The organism is Pseudomonas extremorientalis (genome assembly GCF_024584605.1).
GTDB lineage: Bacteria > Pseudomonadota > Gammaproteobacteria > Pseudomonadales > Pseudomonadaceae > Aquipseudomonas > Aquipseudomonas extremorientalis.
Map to the genome: position 1 here is coordinate 878,921 of NZ_CP089519.1, position 18,670 is coordinate 897,590.

At 57.6% G+C, this 18,670-nt stretch carries 23 protein-coding genes and 1 tRNA gene; 11 read left to right on the forward strand and 13 right to left on the reverse strand.

The window, feature by feature from the left end; all coding sequences use genetic code 11:
- Nucleotides 1–2 precede the first annotated feature (2 nt).
- The 4 genes from LUU92_RS03725 to LUU92_RS03740 all read right to left on the reverse strand — a co-directional run bounded on the left by LUU92_RS03725 (nucleotide 3) and on the right by LUU92_RS03740 (nucleotide 2,056).
- Nucleotides 3–782, reverse strand: coding sequence for a PhzF family protein (locus LUU92_RS03725; RefSeq protein WP_257103184.1), 780 nt, complete (start codon nucleotides 780–782; stop codon nucleotides 3–5).
- A gap of 189 nt (nucleotides 783–971) precedes the next feature.
- Nucleotides 972–1,048 (reverse strand) — tRNA-Met (locus LUU92_RS03730).
- A gap of 193 nt (nucleotides 1,049–1,241) precedes the next feature.
- Nucleotides 1,242–1,793, reverse strand: a complete 552-nt coding sequence (locus LUU92_RS03735; protein WP_071491015.1) for an RNA polymerase sigma factor — start codon at nucleotides 1,791–1,793, stop codon at nucleotides 1,242–1,244.
- 95 nt (nucleotides 1,794–1,888) lie between these two features.
- Entirely contained in the window at nucleotides 1,889–2,056 is a 168-nt protein-coding gene (locus tag LUU92_RS03740) for a hypothetical protein (RefSeq protein ID WP_156792152.1), read from the reverse strand.
- Between LUU92_RS03740 and sctW the strand changes: the two genes are divergently transcribed.
- The 11 genes from sctW to sctU are packed head-to-tail and all read left to right on the forward strand — an operon-like array spanning nucleotide 2,055 to nucleotide 12,159.
- Nucleotides 2,055–3,104, forward strand: coding sequence for a type III secretion system gatekeeper subunit SctW (sctW, locus tag LUU92_RS03745; RefSeq protein WP_257103185.1), 1,050 nt, complete (start codon nucleotides 2,055–2,057; stop codon nucleotides 3,102–3,104). The genes LUU92_RS03740 and sctW overlap by 2 nt on opposite strands.
- Nucleotides 3,101–5,194, forward strand: coding sequence for a type III secretion system export apparatus subunit SctV (gene sctV / locus LUU92_RS03750; RefSeq protein ID WP_257103186.1), 2,094 nt, complete (start codon nucleotides 3,101–3,103; stop codon nucleotides 5,192–5,194). The genes sctW and sctV overlap by 4 nt, the downstream gene beginning before the upstream one ends.
- 37 nt (nucleotides 5,195–5,231) lie before the next feature.
- Nucleotides 5,232–6,131 (forward strand): FHA domain-containing protein, encoded by a 900-nt coding sequence (locus LUU92_RS03755; protein WP_222540938.1) that lies wholly within the window; start codon nucleotides 5,232–5,234, stop codon nucleotides 6,129–6,131.
- Nucleotides 6,128–7,486 (forward strand): FliI/YscN family ATPase, encoded by a 1,359-nt coding sequence (locus tag LUU92_RS03760; protein WP_305430977.1) that lies wholly within the window; start codon nucleotides 6,128–6,130, stop codon nucleotides 7,484–7,486. The genes LUU92_RS03755 and LUU92_RS03760 overlap by 4 nt, the downstream gene beginning before the upstream one ends.
- A complete protein-coding gene (locus tag LUU92_RS03765) occupies nucleotides 7,473–7,901 on the forward strand; it encodes a type III secretion protein (protein WP_071491020.1) in 429 nt (142 codons plus the stop codon). Before LUU92_RS03760 ends, LUU92_RS03765 begins: the two co-directional genes overlap by 14 nt.
- Nucleotides 7,898–8,335: a type III secretion system HrpP C-terminal domain-containing protein gene (locus tag LUU92_RS03770; RefSeq protein WP_257103187.1), complete on the forward strand. Its 438-nt coding sequence runs from the start codon at nucleotides 7,898–7,900 to the stop codon at nucleotides 8,333–8,335. The genes LUU92_RS03765 and LUU92_RS03770 overlap by 4 nt, the downstream gene beginning before the upstream one ends.
- Nucleotides 8,332–9,345, forward strand: coding sequence for a FliM/FliN family flagellar motor switch protein (locus LUU92_RS03775; protein ID WP_071491022.1), 1,014 nt, complete (start codon nucleotides 8,332–8,334; stop codon nucleotides 9,343–9,345). The genes LUU92_RS03770 and LUU92_RS03775 overlap by 4 nt, the downstream gene beginning before the upstream one ends.
- Nucleotides 9,342–9,995: a type III secretion system export apparatus subunit SctR gene (gene sctR / locus LUU92_RS03780; protein WP_222540940.1), complete on the forward strand. Its 654-nt coding sequence runs from the start codon at nucleotides 9,342–9,344 to the stop codon at nucleotides 9,993–9,995. Before LUU92_RS03775 ends, sctR begins: the two co-directional genes overlap by 4 nt.
- Nucleotides 9,996–10,002: 7 nt before the next feature.
- Complete coding sequence (gene sctS / locus LUU92_RS03785) at nucleotides 10,003–10,266, forward strand: type III secretion system export apparatus subunit SctS (protein WP_071491024.1); 264 nt, start codon at nucleotides 10,003–10,005, stop codon at nucleotides 10,264–10,266.
- 10 nt (nucleotides 10,267–10,276) lie between these two features.
- Entirely contained in the window at nucleotides 10,277–11,065 is a 789-nt protein-coding gene (gene sctT / locus LUU92_RS03790) for a type III secretion system export apparatus subunit SctT (RefSeq protein ID WP_071491025.1), read from the forward strand.
- Nucleotides 11,062–12,159, forward strand: coding sequence for a type III secretion system export apparatus subunit SctU (gene sctU, locus LUU92_RS03795; RefSeq protein ID WP_071491026.1), 1,098 nt, complete (start codon nucleotides 11,062–11,064; stop codon nucleotides 12,157–12,159). The genes sctT and sctU overlap by 4 nt, the downstream gene beginning before the upstream one ends.
- A 53-nt stretch (nucleotides 12,160–12,212) precedes the next feature.
- Here the strand turns inward: sctU and hrpT are convergent, their stop codons facing one another.
- From hrpT to LUU92_RS03840, 9 genes are all read right to left on the reverse strand, one after another.
- Entirely contained in the window at nucleotides 12,213–12,416 is a 204-nt protein-coding gene (gene hrpT, locus LUU92_RS03800; protein ID WP_083351535.1) for an HrpT family type III secretion system protein, read from the reverse strand.
- Nucleotides 12,413–14,548: a type III secretion system outer membrane ring subunit SctC gene (gene sctC / locus LUU92_RS03805; RefSeq protein ID WP_071491027.1), complete on the reverse strand. Its 2,136-nt coding sequence runs from the start codon at nucleotides 14,546–14,548 to the stop codon at nucleotides 12,413–12,415. The genes hrpT and sctC overlap by 4 nt, the downstream gene beginning before the upstream one ends.
- A 147-nt stretch (nucleotides 14,549–14,695) precedes the next feature.
- Nucleotides 14,696–14,932 carry a hypothetical protein gene (locus tag LUU92_RS03810; RefSeq protein ID WP_071491028.1) on the reverse strand — a complete coding sequence of 79 codons (237 nt, stop codon included), beginning with the start codon at nucleotides 14,930–14,932 and terminating at the stop codon, nucleotides 14,696–14,698.
- A 102-nt stretch (nucleotides 14,933–15,034) separates the two neighbouring features.
- The gene (gene sctL / locus LUU92_RS03815) at nucleotides 15,035–15,625 is read right to left on the reverse strand and encodes a type III secretion system stator protein SctL (protein ID WP_071491029.1); all 591 of its coding nucleotides are present in this window, start codon (nucleotides 15,623–15,625) and stop codon (nucleotides 15,035–15,037) included.
- Nucleotides 15,603–16,175 carry a hypothetical protein gene (locus LUU92_RS03820; RefSeq protein WP_071491030.1) on the reverse strand — a complete coding sequence of 191 codons (573 nt, stop codon included), beginning with the start codon at nucleotides 16,173–16,175 and terminating at the stop codon, nucleotides 15,603–15,605. The genes sctL and LUU92_RS03820 overlap by 23 nt, the downstream gene beginning before the upstream one ends.
- The gene (sctJ, locus tag LUU92_RS03825; RefSeq protein WP_071491031.1) at nucleotides 16,168–16,950 is read right to left on the reverse strand and encodes a type III secretion system inner membrane ring lipoprotein SctJ; all 783 of its coding nucleotides are present in this window, start codon (nucleotides 16,948–16,950) and stop codon (nucleotides 16,168–16,170) included. Before sctJ ends, LUU92_RS03820 begins: the two co-directional genes overlap by 8 nt.
- Before the next feature lie 7 nt (nucleotides 16,951–16,957).
- Nucleotides 16,958–17,320 (reverse strand): hypothetical protein, encoded by a 363-nt coding sequence (locus LUU92_RS03830; RefSeq protein ID WP_071491032.1) that lies wholly within the window; start codon nucleotides 17,318–17,320, stop codon nucleotides 16,958–16,960.
- Between the two features lie 72 nt (nucleotides 17,321–17,392).
- Entirely contained in the window at nucleotides 17,393–17,581 is a 189-nt protein-coding gene (locus LUU92_RS03835) for a hypothetical protein (RefSeq protein ID WP_222540943.1), read from the reverse strand.
- Nucleotides 17,582–17,742: 161 nt separating this feature from the next.
- Nucleotides 17,743–18,657 (reverse strand): sigma 54-interacting transcriptional regulator, encoded by a 915-nt coding sequence (locus tag LUU92_RS03840; RefSeq protein WP_257103188.1) that lies wholly within the window; start codon nucleotides 18,655–18,657, stop codon nucleotides 17,743–17,745.
- Nucleotides 18,658–18,670: the final 13 nt, after the last annotated feature.

The window sequence follows — 18,670 nt, forward strand, 5'->3', positions numbered from 1 at the left end:
TTTTACAGGTAAATCGTGCCTTGCAGGTAGAGCACCCCGTGGCCGGAAATGATCACGCGATCACCCTTGAGCTCGCAGCGCAGTTGGCCACGGCGCTTGCCGCCCTGTTCGGCGGTCAACCGGTTCTTGCCCAGGCGCTCAGCCCAGAATGGCGCCAATGAAGTGTGGGCCGAACCGGTCACTGGGTCTTCATTCACACCCACATTCGGCCCGAACCAGCGGGAGATAAAATCAAACCTCGCGCTTTTGGCCGTCACGGCGATGCCGCGTTTGGGCAGGCCCTTGAGGCGGGCGAAGTCTGGTGTCAGTGCGGCGACTTGCGCTTCGTCTTCCAGCAGTACGATGTAGTCATCAGTGCTGAACACGTCGGCCTGTTCAATGCCGAGCGCGCTCAACATGCCATCGGGCGGTTCGCAGGGTTGCGGTTGCTTGGCGGGGAAGTCCATCGCCAGTTCATCACCATTGCGCGTCACCCGAAGTTCGCCGCTACGCGTGGCAAAGCGCAATACCTCTGGCGCGTCCGCCAGTTGGTGAATCAACACCCACGCCGCCGCAAGCGTGGCATGGCCGCACAGGTCCACTTCTATTTCGGGAGTAAACCAGCGCAATTCGTAGCATTCGCCGCGAGGTACAAAATAGGCCGTTTCGGAGAGGTTGTTTTCGGCGGCGATGGCTTGCAGTTGCTCATCGCTGAGCCATTCGGTGAGCGGGCAGACTGCCGCGGGGTTACCGCCGAAGGGGGACTGGCTGAAAGCGTCGACTTGGTAGATGTCCAGTTTCACCGTGGAGCACTCCGTGCTTAGAGGGGAGGCTGGACACTAACAGCGGGTCAAGGGAGCGTCAAAATACAGATGGTGCCTTTTTTCGGATGCAACTCTGGGCCGTAGGGGGAGGAGCGCTTCGAGTATGCCCCGCACTTTTCTCCAGGCATAAAAAAACGGCCTACCTTTCGGTAAGCCGTTTTTAGTACTTGGTGGCTACACAGGGACTTGAACCCCGGACCCCAGCATTATGAATGCTATGCTCTAACCAACTGAGCTATGTAGCCAAGTGGCGCGCATTATTCGCGTAGAACGGCAACGCGTCAAGTATTTATTTTGAATTTTTATCTACGCTTTCAACTGTTTAAGCGAAATTGCCGGATCGGGCGACGAGTGGTTCGCGATTCACCCGTCTGCACAGCAAGAAAAGCCTGATCGCGTTGGGCAGATATCCCTGCCGCCCAACGCGGGGGGCTGATATTAAGGGAACTTCGCGTTGTGAGTGGCGCGTTTAAGCTGTTCACGCGCCCGGGAGAGGCGCGAGCGAACCGTGCCGATCGGAATGTCCAGTGCGTCGGCGGTGTCCTGATAGCTGCCGTCGGTTTCCAGTGAGGCGTACAGCGTCTTTCGCATCTCTATCGGCAGGTGGTCGATGGCGCTCAAGGTTTTCTCCAGGCGCCGATTGATTTCAAATTCCCAGTCCAAGTTATGGTTCTCTTCCTGTCCATGCCATAGCGATTCGTCGAATTCGCAATGCACGGGCTTGGCGTACAGCCGCCTGAAGTGGTTGCGTATGAGGTTTTGCGCGATTCCGCACATCCAGGTGCTCAGCGTGGCGTTCCCGCTGAAACGCTCACGGTTGCGCCAGGCTTCCAGATACGTCAATTGCAGCAGATCGTCTGCATCTTCGGGGTTGAGTACGCGCTTGTGAATGAAGCGCCGAAGTTTTTTTTGCTGGTCGTCTGTCAGGTGAAGCATGAATTGAGGCGAGCTGCCAACCAGGTGCGCTAAAGCATCAATAGGGATATTCATGGATTTTTCCTTGGAGTAGACGCAGTCGAAAGGTGTCGACGAGAACCCCATTTGCACTGGCTGTGCCAGGCGGAAAAATTTCATAATCTATTGATTTATATGGATAAATATTTTTTGTTTGCGCGCTTTTGTGCAAGTGCTTGCAGAAAGCGTTGAAGGCTTGTGCAAGTTTTTTCAAATGTGCAGTGGGCCATTTGTTGATGGAACTGCTTTGGCTGCTTTTGCCACACAGGGAAATACTCTTCCTGTTCAGGTCCAGTCATGGTTGATTTCCCTTCCGAACTGCAAAAAATTCGCAACGAGGATCGGCCAAGTGTCAGTCATACCTCCACACCTACTGCAAGCCAGGTAGCCGATGACCTGGCTCTTCTGTTCAACGAGGAAGTGGGAGCCAGCAGCCGGGCACTGAATCGGCGGCAGCTCATCCTGCCTGTGGCTGCGGTTCAGTTGCTTAACCAGCTTTATGATCAATGGGGTCATCCCGCCAAGAAGACGTTGGCAATGGCCACATTGCAATTCAAGCAGCAGCTGCGAATGCTTGTCGGGGTTGAAAAGTTGCTGGGGCTTTGCGAGGGCGACCCCGCTCTCACCTTTATTGTGCTCAAGAATGTGGAAGCCCAGTCGGGCACCGAAGCAACCTTGGCACGCGATGCAATCATCAAGCTTGAGGCGCGTTTCAGAGGGGAGATCCAGGCAGGTCTGAATACTGTGGCTGCACTTCGGGCGGGATGTGCCGACCTGCAAGAGCGTCAGGCGCTGCGAATGCTCTATTACACCAACGTGGTTTCGCGCCAATCCCTGGTGAAGATCCTGCAGGCACTGCTGGATGTATACGGTGACGAACGGTTTTCAAAAGGGCTCAAGGTGATGCAAAAAGCCTTGGCGGACGATATCGCGGCGAAGGTGTCATCATTGCCCTCGGCGCATTTGCGTACCTTGCTCCTGGGCCTGCAAAGCTGTTGGCAGTTGGGTGGAGTATTTGCCCTGTGCCAGGCATTGATCGAGCGTCTGAGGATAGAGCGCGTTACGTCGAAGCTGATGCAGCGCTTGTTGGGCTACACCACTACAGGCATCGACTCCCAGGAATTTCAACGACTGTTGGAAGAACTGGAAGCGGGCAGCCAACTCAGCCGCACCTTGATAGCCCTCAATGCCATTTACGCGGTATTCAACAAGTTCCCTCTGGCGTTGTGGTTTGACAACCGGACACGTGAGGAGCTTCTGCACAACCTGTTGGTAAGAGCGGGGGAACTCACGAAAATGGAGCGTGAGTACCTGCAAGCCACGGCAACGCCGGAGACTCTTGCGTGACTGCGCTGTCGGCCATCAACCGGTTTTTGCTGAAAGTCGCGCAGCGCGCCGAAGTGCTGGGCGCCGTGGTGGTGATGGCCATCGTGTTCATTTTCATCGTGCCGCTGCCCACCTGGCTGGTGGACATTCTGATCGCGCTCAACATCTGCATCTCGTGCCTGTTGATTGTGTTGGCGCTTTATCTGCCGGGCCCGCTGGCTTTTTCCTCTTTCCCGTCGATTCTGCTGTTGACCACCATGTTCCGCCTGGCGCTTTCGATTGCGACTACACGCCTGATCCTGCTGGAGCAGGACGCTGGCGACATCGTTGAGGCGTTTGGCAATTTTGTGGTCGGCGGCAACCTCGCCGTGGGGATGGTGATCTTCCTGATTCTGACGCTGGTGAACTTTCTGGTGATCACAAAGGGGTCCGAGCGTGTGGCCGAGGTGGCAGCGCGCTTCAGCCTGGACGCGATGCCTGGCAAGCAGATGTCCATTGACAGTGACCTGCGTGCCGGCTTGATCGACGGTGGGCAAGCACGGGACAAGCGCGAGCAATTGTCTCGCGAGAGCCAGTTATTCGGCGCTATGGACGGGGCCATGAAGTTCGTCAAGGGCGATGCTGTTGCGGGCCTGATCATTGTTGTGGTCAATCTGCTCGGTGGTTTTTCGACGGGTATGTTTCAGCACGGTTTGAGTGCGGCCGACTCCATGGCGCTGTATTCGGTACTGACCATCGGCGACGGTCTGATTGCTCAGATTCCCGCCCTGCTGATCTCCTTGACGGCCGGCATGATCATCACCCGCGTAGCGCCGGACGGGCGCAAGGGCGTCAGTAATATGGGAGCCGAAATCGCCCGGCAAATGACCAGCGAGCCCAAGAGCTGGGTGATTGCTTCGGTGGGTATGCTCGCGTTCGCGGTGGTGCCGGGCATGCCCACCGGGGTGTTTATTCTTATCTCAATGATGACCGGCTCCTTGGGTTATTACCTTGTGCGCCAGCGTCAGCGGCAGGAGGCCCCATCGGCCGAACCGGGCACCGCGGTTCGCCCGGAAGATAACGGCGATGCAGACCTGCGCGGCTTTGATCCTTCCCGGCCTTACTTGCTTCAATTCAACCCGGCGCTGTATGGCACGCCACAGGTCATTGACATCGTTCAGAGGGTGCGCAAGGCGCGAAATGCGCTAGTAGCCAACATCGGTTTGACATTACCCCCCTTCGAAGCGGAGTTCAGCGATTCACTGGCCCTCGACGAAATGCGTTTTTGCGTCCACGAAGTTCCGGTAATGAAGGCCACCTTCAGTGAACGAGTCGCCGTCGAGAGGGTGACGCTGGCCGAGCCTCCGGAACATGCTGAGCTGGGCATGGTCGAGCGGGATGAACAGGACTGGCTGTGGTTCGCTCCGGATGATCCATTGCTGGACGACCCTGCGGTTGAACACTTCAGCGCCCAAAGCCTGATCATTGAGCGCATGACTAGCGCAATGATGCTCAGTGGGCCCCGATTTCTTGGGATCCAGGAGAGCAAGGCAATCCTTAGTTGGCTTGAACAGAACCAGCCCGAACTGGTGCAGGAGCTGCAGCGAATCATGCCGCTATCGAGGTTTTCATCGGTGTTGCAGCGTCTGGCCAGCGAAGGCGTTCCGCTGCGTGCGGTGCGCTTGATTGTTGAGTCGCTGATCGAGTACGGCCAGCATGAACGTGAGCCGGAAGCGCTGGCCGACTATGCGCGCATCGCCCTTAAGGCGCAGATTTTCCACCAATACAGCGAACCTGACGGTCTGCATGCCTGGCTGCTGTCGCCCCAGACTGAAAACATCCTGCGTGAAGCACTGCGTCAGACTCAGACCGGAGTGTTCTTTGCCCTCGACAACGACAGCAGCGCTTCGCTAGTCAACCTGCTCAATCAGGCGTTCAGCCAGCGCTCCAAGACCAAGAGCGTGATGTTGGTGGCGCAGGACCTGCGCAGCCCTTTGCGCACTTTGTTGCTGGACGAATTCAACCACGTGCCGGTGCTGTCCTTTGCTGAGCTTGGAAGTACTTCCAAGGTCAGGGTACTGGGGCGCTTTGATCTTGGCCAGGAAGAGTTGATGCGTGGGGCAGTGGCATGAGTCGGTCGTTGCAGTGCGCACGGGGAGAGGCGCGATAATGTACGAGCTACGAGTTCTGGACGGCTTGCACCAGGGCGCGGCACTGCCACTGTTCGGTGAACAGTGGAGCATCGGTGCACACGCGGATGCGGACCTTGTACTCAGCGATCCGGGAATCGCCGAGCACCATGCGCACCTGCATCTGATCGACGCCTGTTGGTCGGTGCAAGCCAAGGCAGGGCTATTGTCTGATAGCAATGGGCAGGTACTGGCGCAAATCGGTCACTTGCCACTCAATGCCTTATTCTCGGTGGGTGGGGTGTGCTTGTGTGTAAGCCTGGCCGAACAGCCCTGGCCTCAACCATCGGTTCCCCGCGCCGTGCCGCCTGAATCTAGCATTGAACCGCCGCGGCCACTGATGCTGTCTTCTATCTCTTCGGTCCAGCAAAAACGTTTGCTTAGCCTGGTGCTGGTGTGTGCGGTCGTCATCATGGTTGTCGGCATGGTCTCTTCCGGGGAACGCACGGCCCAGGCGTCGCTGATGCCGAGCGCGCCGAGCAAGACCGAGCTCGCGTCACCGTTCGAAGTGCGCCAGATACTGCTGAAGATGCTTAACGAGCGTGAGCTGGGCCAGCACATCAGTTTGCAAGTGATCAACGGCCAGATTGCACTCGACGGCTTAGTCACTCAAGACGACGTGGAGCTGGTCGCACGCATGCTCATCCGTTTTGGCGAGCAGTTCGAAACCGCAGTGCCCGTCATGAGCCGTGTACGGGTACGTGACAGCACGATTCCGTTCAAGATTTTGCAGATTGTCAGCGGACCCAATGGTCACGTTGTGCTGGAAACCGGGGATAGATTGTTTGTAGGCGATGAGATTGACGGCTTGCGCCTGGTATTGATCGATAACAGCAAAGTGGTATTCGACGGCGAGCAACGCTACGAGGTGCGCTGGTGAGCGACCTGCTGCGGGAGCGCCTGGAGGCTTGGCAGTCAAGGCAGTCGGAGGCGCTGACGCGTTTCGCGCCTGTTTCGATGCGGGGGCGGGTCCAGCGCGTCAACGGCATGCTGTTGCAGTGTCGTTTGCCCCATGCGCGGATTGGAGATCTGTGCCAGGTCGAGAAAAATCCAGGTGAGAACATGCTTGCCGAGATCATCGGCTTTGACCATCAGGACGCAGTGCTCAGTGCGCTGGGCAACCTTGAAGGTGTGCGTGTGGGGGCCAGTGTGGAGCGGCTCGGCGTACCCCATCGGGTACGGGTCAGCGATGAGCTGCTGGGTCAGGTGCTGGATGGGTTTGGTCGACCCATTGCCGGCGACGGCCCGAGTGCCTTCGCCGGCGTCGATACGCCCGACGCAACAACCGTATTGTGCGAAGCGCCGTTGCCCACGGAGCGGCCTCGGATCAGTCGGGCGCTGGCCACCGGAGTGCGTTCGATTGATGGCTTGATGACCCTGGGCGAGGGCCAGCGTGTGGGATTGTTTGCCGGTGCCGGTTGCGGAAAAACCACGTTGTTGGCCGAGATCGCGCGCAATGTGGAATGCGATGTCATTGTGTTCGGCCTGATCGGGGAACGAGGTCGTGAGCTGCGTGAGTTCCTCGACCATGAGTTGGATGAACAACTGCGTGCCAAGGCGGTGCTGGTGTGCGCTACCTCGGATCGGTCCAGCATGGAGCGTGCCCGTGCCGCTTTTACCGCCACCGCCCTGGCCGAAGGCTTCCGAAGCAAGGGCCAACGGGTTTTGTTGCTGATCGACTCCTTGACCCGGTTTGCCCGGGCCCAGCGCGAAATTGGCTTGGCGGCCGGGGAACCACTGGGGCGCGGTGGTTTGCCTCCGTCGGTGTACAGCCTGTTGCCGCGTTTGGTGGAGCGCGCCGGGCTGACACGCAACGGCGTGATTACCGCGATTTACACGGTGCTTATCGAACAGGACTCCATGAACGATCCGGTGGCGGATGAAGTCCGGTCGCTGTTGGATGGACATATCGTGCTGTCACGTAAATTGGCCGAGCGGGGACACTATCCGGCGGTCGATGTGCTGGCCAGCCTGTCGCGAATCTTGAGCAATGTGGCCGATTCTGCAGATATCCAGGCCGGTACGGCATTACGGCGCCTGTTGTCGGCGTATCAACAGATCGAGCTGATGCTCAAGCTGGGTGAGTATCAAGCCGGCAGTGATGCGCTGACTGATATGGCGGTAGACAGCCGCCAGGCGGTCGACAGCTTTTTGCGCCAGGACCTGCGCGAGCCGTCACCCATCGCGACGACCCTGGAGCAACTGAAGGAGCTGACGGCTTATGTGCCCTTCTGAATCGCTTATCGCTGAAGTCGAGATATTGCGACGCTTGCGCAGGCATCGGGCAGACCGTGCCGAGCGGGCACTGAGTGCCGCCAAGAAAGCCCAGCGTACTGTGCTTCGACAGATCGAACAGGCTGAAGAGGCGCTTGAGCAGAGCCGACGCGAAGAGGCGCGGCAGTGTGCGCAGTTGCTCAAGGAGAATCAGGGCCAAGTCATGACACTGCAGGCACTGAAAGCCTGGAGCACCCAAGAGCACAACCTGTCTGCCAGCACCCGACGAGAGGAGAGCCAATTGCAAGCGTTGCACGTGCAAAAAGACCAGCAGACGCTGGCGGTAGGAGATGCCCAGAAGCACGTCACCCGCTGTTTGCTCGAGGTGGAAAAACTTCAAGAGTTATCCGGTTTATTGGCTCAGGAGCAAGCATGACCCAGGTTTCAATTGGCAAGACTGAGCGCATGCGTGAACTCAGTGATACACGTGAGATGGGAATGAGCGCCGTGGTGCCCTTGGAGCAGGCGCTGCGGTTTGCGTTGCTGGTCACCACCGACCTTGGCAGCTCTGCGGCGAGCACGAAAATGGCGAACGATAGCCCCCTGCTCGAATCGTTGACTGAACAACTGGCCCCCCATTTTCAAGGATCATCGCAGTGGCCACTGCAGGTGGTGCTGTACGTGCCTCGTCTAGGGCGCATCAAAGCCAGTATCCGGCGCGAGCCGGGAGTCTGGAGCGTCGAACTGGACGCTGAGTGCGATCGCACGACGAACTGGCTCTGCGGCATGCGCCAGCGTTGTCAGGAGCGCATCGCCAACACGTTGGGACAGCCGGTCGATCTCACGTTGGTTCATATGGCCTCGGCATGATGATGCCGCTGTTGGCGTTACGTCAGGTCAAGGCTGAGGCCGTCGCGGCCCGGCGCCGGTTGGGCTGTGGCATACGTATGCCGTTTCAGGTCTCAAGCCAGCAGGGTGAACTCTTGCTGGAGCCTGGGCGACCACCAGGAAGTGCTACACCTGTCTGCTTCGAAACGGCCTGCGGCGTGCTGGGTTTCAGTGAGCCCGGTCCGCTGTTGAGCTTGCTGGGAGAGTGCCCTGTGACGCTGGCCCTGGCCGACAACGATCCGGATTCGTGGTTCTGGGATCTGTTCCTGTACCACCTCAGCCCGCAGGTCAGGAAGCTGTTGGGGCACCTGCGATTGCTGGGGGGTAGTCACTCATTGCCATTTGGCTGCCGGCTTACTGTGACCTTGGGGATGTCCCAGGTTTCGGCATACCTGTGGCTGACTCACGAGAGCTTTCTGGCGGTGTGTGATGCCGGCCCATGGCGCTCGATCGCTGCTCCGCTGCCTGAGCGTTTTCAGGTGGCAATCGCCGTAACGCTGGGGCGGCTGCAACTGTCCATTGCTCATTTGCGCACCGCTCGGTCGGGCGATGTCGTGGTAATCGAACAGGCCTTTTTCAACGCGCGGGGTGTCGGGTATCTGCAGGTGGGTGAACGCCGCCTGCATGGGCATATCGACGATGCATCCGGGCATTTGTGTTTGACACTTGCATCTCTTGAGGAAACCTCTGTGGACGAGGACTTTGCAGTACACGACTTCCCGAAATCCGGGGATGAACAACCGGTAGCGGACGTATTTGGCCATGAGCCGTTCGATGAATTGAGCATGGCGCTCAACGTGCGGTGTGGAACCTTGAACCTGACGCTGGGGGAGTTGCGCAACCTGTCCCCCGGAGCCGTGCTGGGTATCTCCGGCTATGCACCCGGCATGGCCGGGCTTTACTACGGTGATCGCCCGATTGGCGTGGGGCAGTTGGTCGAGGTTGACGGGTGCCTCGGCTTGCAACTGTCCCGCATGACGTTTTCTCGATGACTTTCCAGGGAGTGGACCCGCTCGTACTCGCCCTGTTTCTCGGTGGGCTGTCGCTGATGCCGATGTTGCTGGTCGTGTGCACGGCGTTCCTGAAAATTGTCATTGTGCTGATGATCACCCGCAACGCCATCGGTGTGCAGCAAGTACCGCCGAGCATGGCAATCAACGGCATTGCCCTGGCGGCAACGCTATTCATTATGGCGCCCGTAGGCTACGAGATCTCCGTGACGCTGAAGGCGGCACCTCTGGACCTCAGCAGCGTGCACGCGATGCAAACCACCGGCCTGGTAGCCATACAACCGTTGCGCACGTTCATGAGTCGCAACACCGACCCGGACATTCTGACGCACCTGAAGGAAAACACCGTCCGAATGTGGCCGTCTGAAATGGCCCATGAGGTTCAGCGCGAAGACTTGATCCTGCTGATGCCAGCCTTCGTCCTGTCGCAGTTGCAGGCTGGTTTCGAGATAGGGTTCCTGATCTACATTCCGTTCATCGTCATTGACTTGATCGTCTCCAACCTGCTGTTGGCGCTGGGCATGCAAATGGTCTCGCCGATGACGATTTCGCTGCCGCTCAAAATGTTGTTGTTCGTACTCGTCTCGGGCTGGTCACGCTTGCTCGACAGCCTGTTCCTTTCTTATCTCTGAGTAGCTTATGGAGCCGATCGTGCTGTTCAAGCAAGGCATGTTGCTGGTGGTGGTGCTGTCGGCACCCCCGCTTATCGTGGCCGTGGTTATCGGTGTACTGACTTCCCTCCTGCAGGCATTGATGCAGATACAAGACCAGACCCTGCCCTTTGGTGTGAAGTTGGTAGCTGTGGGTGTCACCTTGATTCTGACCGGGCGCTGGATTGGTGTGGAACTGGTGCAATTGATCAACCTGACGTTCGACATGATTGCCCGTTCGGCGCTGAGCTGAGGTAACCCGCGTGCTGCAACTCATTGATTACCTGCCCAGCCTTCTGGTCGCTATGGCGCGAATCTATCCTTGTGTATTCCTGGTGCCTGCCTTCTGTTTTCAACATCTGCGTGGTATGCCTCGGCACATCATCGTGATGGTGCTGGGGCTGATTCCGGCTCCCGGCATTTACACGGTGCTAAAAGCGCACGACTACTCATTGCTGATGATCGGTGCCCTGATTTTCAAGGAGGTGGCTCTGGGCCTTTTGCTCGGGGTCTTATTGAGCATGCCGTTCTGGATGTTCGAGTCGGTGGGGGCATTACTCGACAACCAGCGCGGCGCGCTCGCCGGTGGCCAACTCAACCCGTCGCTGGGACCGGACGCAACGCCGGTGGGGCATCTGTTCAAACAGTTGGCGATCTACCTGTTGATCGCCACCCTCGGGCTCGGGGCGATGACCCAAGTGATCTGGGACAGTTATGTAATCTGGTCCCCGACCGCTTGGCTACCTTTCGTTGGAGTGAACGGTTTCAGTGTGTTTACCACTCTGCTGGCGGACACGTTCACCCATATGATGCTCTACGCCGCGCCATTTATAGCGGTGTTGCTGCTGCTGGAGTTTGGCGTTGCGTTGCTGGGGCTTTATAGCCCGCAGTTGCAAGTCTCGACTCTGGCACCACCGGTCAAATGCCTGGCCGGCCTGATGATTCTGATTCTGTACCTGCCGTTGTTGCAGGATTTGATCGTCGGGCGCATGAGCCTGTTGGGTGATCTCAAGCAATCCCTGCTTGCAATGTTCCAGGTCTCGGCATCATGAGTGATTCAGGTGAGAAAAAACACGCGGCCACCCCCAAGAAACTGCGTGATCAGCGCCAGAAGGGCCAGGTCGCGCAGAGCCAGGATGTCGGCAAGCTGTTGGTACTGACCGCCTTGAGCGAGATAGCCTTGTTCACGGCCGAGCCCAGCATGCAGCGTTTCCAGCAACTGTTGGTCTTGCCCATGTCCCGCATTGGCCAACCCTTTGCACGGGCGCTGGAAGAAGTGCTGCTGGAAGCGCTGCTGATGTTCTTTGCGTTTGCCCTGATGATGGCCGCCGTGGCGATCACGGTGAAATTGATCAGTGCTTGGATGCAGTTCGGTGTTCTGTTTGCGCCCGAAAGCTTGAAGCTGAACTTCAGCCGTCTCAACCCACTCAGCCAGATCAAACAGATGTTCTCCGCTCAGCAGGTGATGAACCTGCTGATGAGTCTGACCAAGGCCGTGCTTTTGGCATTGGTCCTCTATGTGGTGATCAGCCCTTCACTTGGCGTGTTGATCAACCTGGCCAACAGCGACTTGCAGAGTTATGTCAAAGCCCTGATCATTTTATTTCGCCACCTGCTGCATGCCTGTCTGGGTTTGTTGCTGGTGCTGGCGCTGATCGACTTGGCGTTGCAGAAACACTTTTTTGCCAAGCGCATGCGGATGACGCAAGTCGAGGTGATGAAGGAGTACAAGGACTCGGAGGGCGATCCTCACATCAAAGGGCAACGGCGTTCACTGGCTTATCAACTCGCCCAGGAAGAACCGCAGGTCAAGCTGCCCAAGTTGGAAGAGTCCGACATGTTGGTGGTCAACCCAACACACTTTGCCGTCGCCTTGTATTACCGACCCGGTAAAACGCCTTTGCCGCTGCTGGTGGACAAGGGCACCGATGACCAAGCGCGCGCATTGATCGATCGGGCGAAAGCGGCTGATGTGCCGGTGATCCAGTGCGTATGGCTGGCGCGTACGCTCTATGAAAAGAAACTGGGTGCCGGCATCCCGCGTGAAACCTTGCAAGCTGTGGCGCTGATCTACCGGACTCTGCGTGAATTGGACGATGAAGCCAAGCGCGAAACCCTGGAACTGCCCGAGCTTGCGCAGCGGTAATCGACGTCAGGTGCAACTGGCCAGGGCCTGAAGGCTTGGCCAGCCGCATTGGCTCATCGTTCCAGCGAGATCGTCTGATAATCCGAGCGTTCTCCTGCGGGGCCAGGCTCGGCACGCATGTGCGACGGCCACCAGACCACCATTTTAGACTCGCTCGATTGTGGACGAGAGCATGAATCACCTTTGCACGTTGCAGTACAGCCGACGCTGAGCAATACCGTAATGATGAGAGTGACGCTGAACAGGGTGCGTTTCATCGCATGTCTTTCCGGGCTGGGGTGAGAAGGGACGGGCGGGGCACGCCGATGTGTTCATCTTTCACTACGGGGCGCATGGCGATAAGAACCTCAGCCTCTTCGCCCGGCTTGAGCCAGGCTCGTGGCCACACGGTTACTGCCAGGGTCTGAGCGTTGCTGCACTCCTTTTCATCAATGCGCACATTGCGTTTGAACTGATTGCGCAACACGATGATTGCTACGTTGAAGTGTGGCCCTGTATACCACTGGCTGCGCTGGGTATTGAGAGCCAGCAGCTCACGTGTCGAGCACAATGTATCCAACCCCAGGGGCATCGCGGCCGCCTTGAACGCCTTGGGCACCTCGCCACTCACGAGATGCGCCAGCGTGCTGGTGATTTCGCTTCGCTGGATCACTGGCGGGTAGGGTGCATTGCGTCGGGCCAAGGGGGCTAGTGCAGCCTGTAATTCGGCCTGATCGGCTTTTGGCAGGTAACGTGAAGGGTCGGCTTGGTCTCCGATCACACGGGGTGTCAGGATGAACAGGCGTTCCCGTCGGTTGTTCTCGCGTTTCGTGGAGGAGAACAACGCCTTGCCTAGCAATGGAATGTCTCCCAACACAGGCACCTTTCTCTGGGTGTCGGTGTTTTCCGTTACGTGAAACCCACCCACCACCAGTGAGCTTTTTTCTGCCATTACGGCCTGGGTACTCACCTTGCCTCGGCGCACATCCAGTCCACCGATTGAGACGTTGGAATCGTTAAAATTGCCATCTTCAATATCCACGACCAAATGGACTTGGTGGCTGCCTTTGCTGGTGATGACCCTGGGGGCTACTTGAAAGCTGGTACCTGCGGTGACGGGCAGAATAGTCGCGTTCTCTGTGCCGGCTACCAGGTATTGGGTCCGGTTGAAATCAATCACCGCCGGTTGGTTTTCCAGCGTCAGCACCGATGGGTTCGACACGATAGTGGCCAGGCCACGGCTTTCCAGGGCGCGGATTTCAGCATAGAAACGGTCGCGATTGCCGATATTGATTTGTGAAGAGCTGCCGGGTGCCATGATCGATTCGCCTCGAAAACGGCTGTTTTGAAACCCCCAGTTGACCCCGAATTCGCGCAATTGACTGCGCTCGATATCCAGGATGATTGCGTCGATTTCCACCAGCTTGCGGGCCACGTCGAGTTGCGTGATCAGCTCTCTGTAAAGGGCCTGGCGCTCGGGCAGGTCATAAATCAGTACCGCGTTATTGCGCACATCCGCCTCGACCCTGATTTTGCTGGCGTTCACCGGCGCGCGGGGAGTGAGCGACGCGCCGGTGTCCAATGAGCCCGCGCCCGCGGGTGTTCCCAGCATTTGCCCAAGCAGCGGGTTGCTCAACCGGGCGCCGGTTGTGGGAGCCAGTGGCGAGGGTTGCGCCGCGGTTGTGGAGCGTGTCGCCATGACGGACGTCGGGCGTGGTTCCAACAACCCGCGCAGCATAGTGGCAACCCCTGGGATGGTGATTTTTTCCCCCCGGTAATCGATCACGCGGTCTGCTGCGTTGGCGAACTTCAGCGGGTAGGTCAACACGCTCTGCTTTTCATCTGCCGACTTTCGCTGGCTGCTGAACTGCTTGATCTTCTCTATGTAACCCCTGGGGCCAGAGACCAGAACGACGCCGTCCTCTGGCAACTCGCCCCAGCCAAAGCGGCTTTCCAACAGGCCGATATCGGTCAGTGCCTGCTTCAAGTCCGAGATGGATTCCGACGATACTTCCAGGCGCGCGGATTGCTGCTGATCCAGCGTGCTGATATAGAGCGTGTTGTTGTACAGGTACCACTGGAAGCGATGCTCCACACCCAGTCTGTCGAGTAGGGACTGAGGGGTGTTGGCGCGGATTTTTCCATTGACCGAACCCTCAAGCAGGCCTTCGATCTGAAGCTGCGTACCGAACGTCTGGGCGAAATCTTCAAGTACCTCCCGCACGGGCTTGTGCTCGGCTTCATAGGCGTAGGCCGTGTTTTTCCATTCGTTGGGGATGGCGGCCAATGTGGTTTGCGAAAGCGTCAGCAGCCATGGCAGCGCGAGCAGGTAGCGCCAGGCAGGGCGTTTTTGCGAAAGTCCGGACGAGACATAACGCAAGCAGCCAGGCTTGTAGGTCTTGTTCTTCATAAGTGGTTCTCTGTTTGGTACGAGAGCGGATGCTGCGAAGTCGGGCGCGTGTCTTGGACGCAGCGTGTGAGACGGGTGATGGTCGGCGGGCAGTGACAGCCCCGAGTCGTCGATTCACGAGTACCTGCATCACCCGGCCTCGCACCATCAGGGGATGCCATCGAAGATGATCTTTCCCTGATCGGCCCTGTAGTTGGTCATGGCCTGTATAGAGGTCAAAAGCTGGTTCGACGTCATTTTCATCTCCAGCGCTTGATCCATCAGTGCTGCGAACGTCTCATTATCGGTCGCCTCGTAGGCGGCCTTACCCATTTGGTCTATGTGTTTTTTGACAGTGTCCAGCTCTCTGTAATGCTGTCGGCTCAGCCGATAATCAAAGGTCATGGGGCATCCTCCAGTGAATTGCCCATGTATGTGGTTCATACCTGGCAACAGTTCCACACACGGCGTCATGAAAGACTGCGTGTGAACATTGTCGGAAATTCCCTACTTGCGGCTCTGTGGCATTTCCAACAGGAACAAGCTGTCAACGGTCGACTTCCAATCAATATGAAAGCTGCCCTCGTCTGTTTCCAGAACCAGCGACTGGACGCTGAGGAGATCATCCACACGCAGACTCCAGGGGGCATTGCTGTTCATTTGCAGCCATTGCACCACCTCCGGCTGATCCTGTGGATGACAGGCCAGCGTGGCGTTAATGGTGGGTATTTCTGCGGCTAGCAGCTTTTTGAGCAGGGCGCTGATTCGCTCCGCGGGAGGCGTCAGCTCCAGCAGACTGCCCACCACCTGATGGGTTACTGACGTAGCGATTTTTTCAAGCTGCTCGCACATGTTCTGCCGCTCGGTCTCCCAGCATTCAAGTTGGCGGTTGGCGCGCTGCCAAAACTCGTCCTGTGCGTGCTTCAGCAACTGCTCACTCTGTTCACGCGCTTGTTGCAGGATCGCTTCAGCCTGTGCCTGGGCGTCGCTCAGCAAATGCTGTGCACGCAGGCTGTCGGCAAGCAGCTCTCTGGGGATCAGAGCGTTTGGCAAGCTTGCAGCGGGGGTCGACAGTTTAATCTTGCAGCGGTACAACATTGGAATGGGTCTCGCCAGCAGTGGGGGCATCGTTGGTCGGGGCGGTAGCGCGCCATATGACGGCCTGCCAGACAGTGTCGAGTTTGCTTCCGGGTGGCGGCGCAGGGATGCCTTCCAGCGCATCAACGCGTTGCGGGGCGAAGCTGAGCCGCAGGCGCTGCCATATCGGCTGATCGACCCAGGCGCGCAGATAGTGCAGAGGGTCGTTGCCGGGTTCATGGGGAACGGCAGGTAATGCCCGGGACAGGCGGGCGCACCACTGGCGTTGGTCGGGGCTCAACGATAGTTCATGCTGAGGATGGTAGATCCCATCGACCAGGGCCAACATCAGTTCACGTTTTGCGGGTGGCGCCAGTACCAGGTGCAGCAGGGCAGGTGATGGCTCAACGGGCAGGCAAGGGGAGATGCCCAGTGCCTGGCTGACCCGCTCATGCTGGCCACGGCAGATCGCAGTGCCGGCGGGTGAGGCGAGGTCGAACGGCGCCCAGCCATGTTGTGCCTGCTCCCATGGGCGGGTCCACCAATTGACCCACCTGAACAGGTCATCCATTGGATTCTAAGCTCGGTGAAGCGTGGGTCGGGTGGCGCTTCCTTCGAAGCCAGACTACGGTCGCCGCGACTGCAAGCACCAAGACTATAAACAGTGATGTCAGGGTTGTTTGCCAGAACATCAGGTCGTTTTCGGGTACCAGAAAAGCTCCGAGATAGACTAGACGCTCCCGTTCAATATAAGCGGCCGCTGGTACAAAGGTAACGGTGAGTTTTTGCGGGTTATCCGCCGTGGTGGTCATACCGGGAATGCTGCTGGCCACCATTCTGCGCACACGTGGCCTGATGTTGTCGGGGTCCAGCCGGGGGTCGTGTTTGATGAATACCGAGGCTGATGCCGGCTGTACGGGTTCGCCGGGCGCCACCCGTTCCGGCAGTACCACGTGGACGCGGGCCACGATGACCCCGTCGATGTTGGATAGGGTTGCTTCCAGTTCCTGGGACAACGCGTAGATGTAACGGGCCCTTTCCTCCAGCGGTGTAGAGATGACGCCTTCCTTGCGGAATATATCCCCCAGGGTCGAGCGCGCGATTTTCGGCAGGCCGGCAGCTTCCAGTGTTCGCACCGCGCGGGCAATATCACGGCTCTTTACCCGAACGACTACGCCATCCTTTTCCAAGGCTTTCTGGGCGCGGATCTGCTTGTCTGCCAGTTCGGCGATGACATCGTTGGCTTCCTGTTCGGACAATTGGCGGTGCAGTTCGATTCGTTCACCGCAGCCGGCCAGGAGCAGTGCCAGTGTGAGTAGCAGGCAGGTGACGAGAGGTTTGCGCATAACTTTCCTACTGCAGGTTGATGGTTTTTTCTACCATCGAAATGCAGTGTTTTATGATTTTCACCGACACGGTCAGGCGCTCTTTGCTCTCGACCAGGGCCATGGGCACTTCCACCGATTTTATCGAGTGCTTGCTTTGCGCCAGATCCTTCAACCCTCTGGAAAACTTCTCGTTCTTGGATTTGAGGAACACCGATTGCTCGGCGAGAAAGTACGTGCCGATGGCCGGCGTCGAAGGGGGGGAGCGGTTCTCCCCGATCAGCGCTGACGCAAAAAAATGACTATCGATGGAGTTATCAACAAGCGTTGTCGCTTCGTTTTTTTGCAGACGCATCTGAGGCTGTGCGCCCCATTCGGTTTTCGAAAGCATTTGAGGCTCCCCAGGCAAAAGCGAGAAAGTGCCCCCTCTGTAAATGAACAGAGGAGGCAAGTGTTTTGATGCTTAGGCCCGGGCAGAGCCGATTTGCGCCATCACTTTGGTGCTGTAGTCGAGCAGCATGCTGTCGATGGTTTGCTTAATGTTTTGCGCGTTCTTTTCTCTCTGCAACTGATCCTGAATGGCTTTTGCTTCTGCGTTGTCGACGCCGCCATAATTTGCGCCAATGCCCGGATAGTTAGGTTCAATAGGCATAAAAGTACCTTCCTTTCATATTGATAAAGTGTCGAGTGTCTGGCCTTCTCTAGAGAGCCTTCGCTCGAAACATGGGTGGTGGACGACAGGGGGGTGGTTCCAGCGCGAAAATGATTTGTTATTTCGAGATGTGTCGCAAATGCAGGTGCCGAGCAATCGCGTCATGTAAGTATGTTCAAGTACTTCAAACGGTAGTACAGCGTGCGTTTGGCAACGCCTAACTCAGCGGCGACATGCTCCACACAGTCGGCATGACGTTTGAGCGATTCTTCGATCAATGATTTTTCGAACTGCTGCAACCTAATCTTCAGGGGTATTATCTGTGCATTCGACTCCGATGAACCAAGAGGTGGCATGCCCAGTACAAACCGCTTGGCGGCAGAGCGCAATTCTCTTACGTTGCCAAGCCAGTGGTGACACAGCAATTGCTGGAGCAGTGTTTCAGACGGCGCGGGGATTGGGCAGTCGAAGAGCTTGGCTTCTTGGGCAACCATGTCCTTAAACAGTGGAATGATGTATTCCAGTCGGCTTCGCAGCGGGGCGAGGTTGATGGTCACGACATTCAGGCGGAAGTACAGGTCACGTCGAAAGGTGCCTTGCTCGACCATGTCATTCAGTGATTGCTGGGCGGATGCTATCACGCGCATGTCGACCGGGATGAAACGGGTCGACCCTAGACGCTCGACGCCACGTGATTCCAGCGCACGCAGAAGTTTGGCTTGCAGGGTGAGTGGCATGCTGTCGATTTCATCCAGATACAGGGTGCCTAGGTGTGCCGCCTCGATAAATCCGGCCCTTGACTGAATAGCACCGGTATAAGCGCCACTGTTGACGCCGAACAGCTGACTCTCCGCCAGGGTCTCCGGGATGGCTGCGCAGTTCACCGCGATAAAGTGACCGCGCCGCCCGGATAAACGATGAATTCGCTGTGCCAGAGTGTCCTTGCCTGTGCCGGTTTCACCCAGTAGAAGAACGTCAATATTCAAGGCTGCCGTAGTCTTGAGCGCGGCGTAAACATCGGGGTTCTCAATGAACGGTATACGTACTTCACTTTCCTGATGGTCAGAGGCAGACATGCTGTTAGTCACT